Here is a 6,376-nt window from a genome sequence, read left to right on the forward strand (position 1 = left end):
GGGGGTGGGGATGACCTTGACGTGGGCGCGGTAGTGGTGGGAGAGGATGTCCTCGGTCAGGACCTCGTGCGGGGTTCCGGCGGCGGCCACCCGACCGTCGGCGAGCAGCACCATCCGGTCGGCGTACTCGCCGGCGATGGAGAGGTCGTGCATGGTGGTCAGCACGGTCAGGCCATGCTGGCGGCGCAACTGGTCGACAAGTTCGAGGACCTCCTGTTGGTGACCGATGTCCAGCGCGCTCGTCGGCTCGTCCAACAGCAGCAGGGTGGCACCCTGCGCGAGCGCCCGCGCCAGGAACACCCGCTGCCGTTCCCCGCCGGAGAGGGTGGCCAGTTCACGGCTGCGGAAACCGACAAGATCCAGCCGGTCCAGCACCTCGTCCACGACGGCCAGGTCGGCGGCGGATTCCCGGCCGAGCGGCGGGATGTACGGGGTGCGGCCGAGCAGCACGTAGTCGAGCACCGCCATGCCGGGCGGTACCACCGGGGACTGGGCGACAGTGGCCACCACCCGCGCCCGCTCCCGGCGACGCAGCTCGTTCAGGGGCGTGCCGAAGAGGCGGACCGCGCCCGGTACGGGAAGCAACCCACCGACGGCGCGCAGCAGCGTCGACTTGCCTGCGCCGTTGGGGCCGATCACGGTGACCCACTCCCCGGCCGCCACGGTCAGGTCGACCCCGGTCAGGATCGGTACGCCGTCGAGCCGGACATGCAGGTCGCGTACGTCCACCGCAGGCAGCGGCGCGGCCGGCATCGGGGTCATGTCAGCACCCGCCGCGCGGTGCGCAGCACCAGCACGAAGAACGGGCCGCCGAGCAGGGCGGTGACCACCCCGATGGGGATCTCCTGCGGAGCGGCGACGGTCCGCGCCACCACGTCGGTCAGGGCCAGGAAGGCCCCGCCGAACAGCAGCGACAACGGAAGGATCACCCGGTAACTCGACCCGGCGAGCAACCGGACGATGTGCGGCACGATGATGCCGACGAAGCCGATCAGGCCGGAGGCGGAGACCGCCGCGGCGGTGCCGAGCGAGGCGGCGGCGATCAGCAGATACCGCGACCGCTGCGGGTGCAGGCCCAGGCTGGCCGCCTCGTCGTCGCCGACCGAGAGCACATCCAGCTCGCGCCGGTGCAGCAGCACGATCAGGGTGGTGACCAGGAAGTACGGCAGGACCAGGCGGACATCCTGCCAACCGGCGGTGGCCAGCCGGCCGAGCAGCCAGGAATACACGGCCTGGATGCTCTCCGCGTGCCGTTGCAGCAGGTACGTCTGCCCGGCGGAGAGGAACGCGGAGACGGCCACCCCGGCCAGGATCAGCGTCGCCGGTGAACGGCTGCGCCCGCCGGCCGCCCCGAGCAGGTAGGTCATGGTGACCGCGCCGAGCGAGCCGACGAAGGCGGCCAGCGGCACGGTCACCGGCAACCCGCTCAGCGCCCCGCCCGAGCCGACGCCGAGGGTCAGCACGACGGTGACCCCCAGCCCGGCCCCGGCGGCGACACCGAGCAGGTACGGATCGGCCAGCGGGTTACGGAACACCCCCTGGTAGGCGGCACCGGCCAGGGCCAGCAGCCCACCGACCAGCAGACCCAGCACCGCCCGGGGCAGCCGCAGCTCGGTGACGATGGCGATCTCCCGCTCGGTCAGCCCGCTGTCCAGGCGTACCCCTGGCAGCAGGTTGAGCAGTTCGATCGCGACGCTGCCGGGCGGCAGACTGACCGGCCCCAGCGAGACACCGGCCAGCAGCGCGACCAGCACGGCGAGCACCCCGGCGGCGAGCCAACGCCACCGCAGACCCGCCGGCCGCACCGGCGCGGCCGGTGGGAAGGAGGGGCCCCCTTTTAACGCCTGGTGCATAGCAAGGGCCCCTTATTAACAGCCGCGCGCCGGAGCACCACGGCCACGCGCCAGAGCACCACAGCCGCGCGCCAGAGCACCACGGCCACGCGCCAGAGCGCCACGGCCGCGCGCCGACCTGCCGACGGCACGTGGACAGCTGGGGACGGTCACTCGGATGCCTTGGCGGTGGCGTCCACGATGGTCCGCAGCAGGTCGACCACGCGTGGTCCCCAGCGGGACGCGATGTCGTCGTCGAGCGCCACGATCTGGTCGTTCTTGACCGCGTTGATGCCGGCCCAACCACTGCGCGCCTTGACCGTCTCGGCGCTCTGCTGGCAGCACTTCACGTCGGAGAGGAAGACGAAATCCGGATTGGCCTGGACGATCACTTCCTGGGAGAGCTGCGGGTAGCCGCCGTTCTTGCCGTCGGCGTCGGCCGGGTCGGCGATGTTCTCCAGGCCGGCGAGGGCGTAGATCGAGCCGATGAAGGTCTTGCTCGTCGCGGTGTACAGCTCGGGGCCCAGCTCGTGGAAGTAGGTGGGGGCCTGGACCCGCTGCGGCACCTCGGCGACGATCTTCGTGATGTCGTCGGTCATCCGCTGCACCAGGTCGGCCGCCGCCGGGGCGTTGCCGGTGAGCGTGCCCAGCTCGCTGAGCTGCCGGTACGTGTCGTCGAGCGTCTGCGCCGCCGGGGTCTGGTAGACCGGGATCTTCAACGCGCCGAGCTGGTCGACGATCTTGTTGCGGTCGTCGCTGAGCACCACCAGGTCGGGGTCCTTCGCGGCGATCGCCTCGGCGTTCGGCTGGTAGCCGGACAGGTCGGTGCGCGGCGCGTCGGCGGGGAAGTTGGACTGGTCGTCGACGGCGGTGACCTGCGGGCCGGCACCGATCGCGAAGAGCATCTCGGTGGCCGTCGCCGACAGCGAGACGATCTTCTCGGGACGCTCTGGCAAGGTCAGCGAGCCGACCGTGACGGGGAAGGCGGCGGTGGTCGGGCCGCCACTGGCGGCGGGTGTCTCGGCGGTCCGCTCGGCGCAGGCACCGAGGGCGAGCGCGGCCACCGCGAGGGTGGCGGCGAAGATCCGAGGGGTACGTCTGGACATCGGTCCTCCTGTCGGTCGAGGAGTGTGGTGCTTCGCCGACAGGGAGTTTGTGCGCCCGTCCGCGAGGCGCCCTTCCTCGAGAGCGCAATTCGCGACCGCGCCCCAGGCGACCTGGCTCGTCCCCCGGAGGGGCATCACAGTTGCGGGACAGCGCCGGTTTCACACCGGCTTCGCTGCGGCGGGTCGGTAGCACCGTAGCGCACGCCGCGACCGTGGCCTGCTGAGCAGGCCACGGTCTGCGATCGACGACACCGCCGAGGGCGGCGGCAAGGGTCGGGACGGGGCCCCGCGCGAGGGGGTGTGGCGAGGCCCCGTCCGCTCAGGAGGCGGTGATGGTGACGTCGTCGACAGCCGCCTCGACCAGGCTGGCGGTCGAGGCGTCGGCGGCCTCCACCAGGATCCGGACGGACTGCCCGGCGTACGGGGTGAGGTTGAGGTTCGCCACGGTCCAGGCCCCGTTGCGGTTGCTGGCCGCCCCGGCCTGGGTGAGCAGGGCGGTGGTGCCGCCGTTGTGCACCACGCTGACCCGCAGGTAGTCGGCCGAGGACGAGTTCGAGCCGTGTGCCAGATACCACGCCAGCGAGAGCGTCAACGTGCCGCTTGCCGGCAGGGTGATCGCCGGTGAGCGGGCGCTCGTCACGCCGCCGTCGACGTCGTAGTCACCCGCCGCGCTGCCGGCCAGCCGGCCGGTCACCAGGTCGTTGCTGCCGGCGTACGGGACGAGTTGCTTGGCCCCGCTGGAGTTGGTGGCCTGCGCGGCGCCCCGCTCCCACTGCCCCGAGGTCGCGGTGTCGGTGCCGTTGGGGTTGATCGTCCAGCCGGTCGCGGTCTCGAAGGTGTCCGACCAGACCGTCGTCCCGCTGCCGCCGCCGCAGTACTGCGCCTGCTTGCCGATGGCCCGGTACGGGCAGTCGGCGTACTCGGTGAGCAGGAGCACCGCCTCGCGGTTGCGCGAGGTCTGCGCCGGGATCACCTCGTCGGGCGGGTAGAAGCCGCCGCCGGAGGCCGAGCCCGGATACAGCTCGAAGGTGTACGCCCAGATGCCGTGCGTCGCCCACATCCAGTCGATGCTGCTGCCGTCGGTGATGTACAGGTCGCTCGACTGCTGCGGGGTGAAGCCGTTCGTCGCCGCCATCTGCTGGCCGATGGTGGCGAAGGTGTTGTACTGGTCGGCGGTCATCCCCGGGGCGGTGTTGTTGTAGGTGTAGCCGTACGGCCAGAGCACCAGCTCGGAGTAGGTGTGGAAGTCGATGTTGGCCTTGATCTGCTGCACTCCGCCGACCACCCGGCTGTTGACGAAGTTCCGCAGCGCCTGCGTCTCGGGTGCGGAGAAGGCCGAGGGGCCCCGGTAGGTGTCCGACGAGGTGGAGCCGGACGAGCCGCCGCAGCAGCCGAAGTTGAAGCTCCAGTTGCGGTTCAGGTCGGTGCCGACGTACGACGATCCGCTGTTGGGTTGGCGGTTCTTGCGCCAGGACCGGTACGAGCCGGTGGCGATGTCGTACTCGCTGCCGTCCGGGTTGACCGTCGGCACGATCCAGATCTCCCGGTTGTTGACCAGGCTGGTGATCCGGGAGTCGGAGCCGTAGTTGTCGGTGAAGAGGTTGAGCAGGTAGATCGCCATCTCGACGGTGAGGTGCTCGCGGGCGTGCTGCTGCGAGTTGAACAGGATCTCCGGTTCGTTCTCGTCGGTGCCGACGTTGTCGGAGATCTTCACCGCCACCAGGTCCCGGCCCTCGTACGAGCTCCCAATGCTGATCTTGCGGGCGATCGACGGGTGGTCCGCGACGACCTGGTTGACCACGGCGGTCATCTCGGCGTAGTCGTGGTAGTTCGCGTCGGCTGGCGGGAAGGCCAGGGTGCCGATATCCCCATCGTCATGGCCCCGATCGGTGGGCGTCGGGGCGACCCGCTCCAACCGGAAGCCGAGCCGGGTGATGGCGGCGGCCTCGGCGCTGGTGGCCGAGACGTGCAGCACCCCGTGCTCGGAGTAGTCGATCGAGGCACCGGTACCGGCGACAGCGGTCCGGTCGGCCGCCGTTCGCGGTCCGAGCACCCGGTAGGGCGCGGCGGCCGGTTGTTCGTCCCGGTCCGAGGCGGGCTGGGCGGAGACCGGTGGCGCGGAGATGGCGAGCAGGCCGAACCCGGCGGCGACGATGAGCGCCAGCGAACGGCGGATGGGGATCGTACGGAAGGCCATGCACAACCTCCTGGAGGCGCGGGGGTTCCCCGCTCGGTGATGGACAGCCCACCACCGGTCACATGGTCATATCAATATCGATCGTTCTCCGGTCCATCCCAATCGGATCGTCCCATCGGCGAGATGTCTCCCGGACGGGTCACGCCGAGGGGCCGCGTCCCTGCTCGGAGGCGCTGTCGGGCTGCTCGTCGGCGGCCTGGTCCTCGCCGGCCAGGGCGGCCCGCAGCCGCTCCTTCTCCGAGCGGCGGCGCTCGGCGGCGGTGGCCATCTCCTCGGCCATCTCGTCACGCCAACGCTTGAGCAGGAAGAACGAGAGCGCGGCGGAGAACAGCAACGCCACCATCAGCTTCAGGAAGATGTCCAAGTTGACCGGCCAGAGGGCCAGCAGCACGATCACGAACAGCCCGATCCGGCCCAGCGTGTACTTGACCGCCGCACTCATGTCGTCACTCCACCTTCCGCCGTCCAGCCGAACGGCGCTCTCCATCCCCTGCCGGCGCCTCGGCTCAGCCGGTCCGCCGGATCAGCCAGCGGACACCGGGGAACCAGATCATCGCGTACACCAGGGTGAACGTCGTCGCCGCCACCCCGCCGGACAGCAGCGGCGGCAGTCCGGTGGTCACGCCGGCCAGCAACAGCCCGGACACCACCGCCACCGCGAGGGCCACCAAACCGGCCACCACCCGGGCCGCACCGAACTCCCAGGCCCGGAAGTCCTCCCAGAAGAGCCAGACGGGCAGGATCACCGCGAGCCAGCCGTTGGCCTGACCGAAGTCGCCGCTGCCGAACGAGGCGAACACCGCGTCGAAGAGCACAAGCACCAGCAGCCCGATGACCACCCCGGCCAACCCGACGCCGAGCAGATCGCCCAGGGTCCGGATGCGACCCTCGGCGTCCCGGCGGGGAAACGAACTCTGCTGCTCAGTCATCCCTGACGAGGGTACGCGAACCTTCGGCGGCCCCGGTTCGCCGGCCAGCCCGGCGAAAGCCGCACCGCCCGGTCAACCGTGGGCGGCTCCGCTCGCCCGGTCAGCCGGACGGAAGCTCGCGCCGCCGGGCCATCGTCCGCAGCGCCGCCCCGGCGCCGACGAGCGCCCCGCCGGCGAGCACCAGGGAACCGATCGCGACACCGGTACGCGGCAGCCCGCCCCCGGGTGCCGGCACCGGATCGGGTGAGGCGGTGCCGGTGGGCGAGCCGGTCGCCGACGGCGAGGCGGTCGGGCCGGCGGTGCCGGTGGGGG

At 71.3% G+C, this 6,376-nt stretch carries 6 protein-coding genes, 1 pseudogene and 1 riboswitch; all 7 genes and pseudogenes read right to left on the minus strand.

Annotation, left to right across the window (positions count from 1 at the left end; genetic code table 11):
- A partial coding sequence (locus C1I93_RS27115) for an ABC transporter ATP-binding protein (RefSeq protein WP_111246116.1) occupies positions 1-762 on the minus strand: 762 nt, incomplete at its 3' end.
- Positions 759-1,853 carry a FecCD family ABC transporter permease gene (locus C1I93_RS27120; RefSeq protein WP_111246117.1) on the minus strand — a complete coding sequence of 365 codons (1,095 nt, stop codon included), beginning with the start codon at positions 1,851-1,853 and terminating at the stop codon, positions 759-761. The genes C1I93_RS27115 and C1I93_RS27120, both read right to left, overlap by 4 nt.
- 149 nt (positions 1,854-2,002) lie before the next feature.
- Positions 2,003-2,938: an ABC transporter substrate-binding protein gene (locus C1I93_RS27125; protein ID WP_111246118.1), complete on the minus strand. Its 936-nt coding sequence runs from the start codon at positions 2,936-2,938 to the stop codon at positions 2,003-2,005.
- A 110-nt stretch (positions 2,939-3,048) separates the two neighbouring features.
- A riboswitch (cobalamin riboswitch) is annotated at positions 3,049-3,107 on the minus strand.
- Between the two features lie 150 nt (positions 3,108-3,257).
- Positions 3,258-5,135, minus strand: a complete 1,878-nt coding sequence (locus C1I93_RS27130) for a M14 family metallopeptidase (RefSeq protein WP_111246119.1) — start codon at positions 5,133-5,135, stop codon at positions 3,258-3,260.
- A gap of 139 nt (positions 5,136-5,274) precedes the next feature.
- Positions 5,275-5,577 (minus strand): DUF4229 domain-containing protein, encoded by a 303-nt coding sequence (locus C1I93_RS27135; protein WP_111246120.1) that lies wholly within the window; start codon positions 5,575-5,577, stop codon positions 5,275-5,277.
- 64 nt (positions 5,578-5,641) lie between these two features.
- Positions 5,642-6,064 carry a hypothetical protein gene (locus C1I93_RS27140; protein ID WP_111246121.1) on the minus strand — a complete coding sequence of 141 codons (423 nt, stop codon included), beginning with the start codon at positions 6,062-6,064 and terminating at the stop codon, positions 5,642-5,644.
- A gap of 100 nt (positions 6,065-6,164) precedes the next feature.
- Positions 6,165-6,376, minus strand: a pseudogene (locus C1I93_RS31795) (hypothetical protein); the annotation flags it as partial.

The sequence above is a fragment of the Micromonospora endophytica genome (genome assembly GCF_003236305.1).
Classification (GTDB): domain Bacteria; phylum Actinomycetota; class Actinomycetes; order Mycobacteriales; family Micromonosporaceae; genus Micromonospora; species Micromonospora endophytica.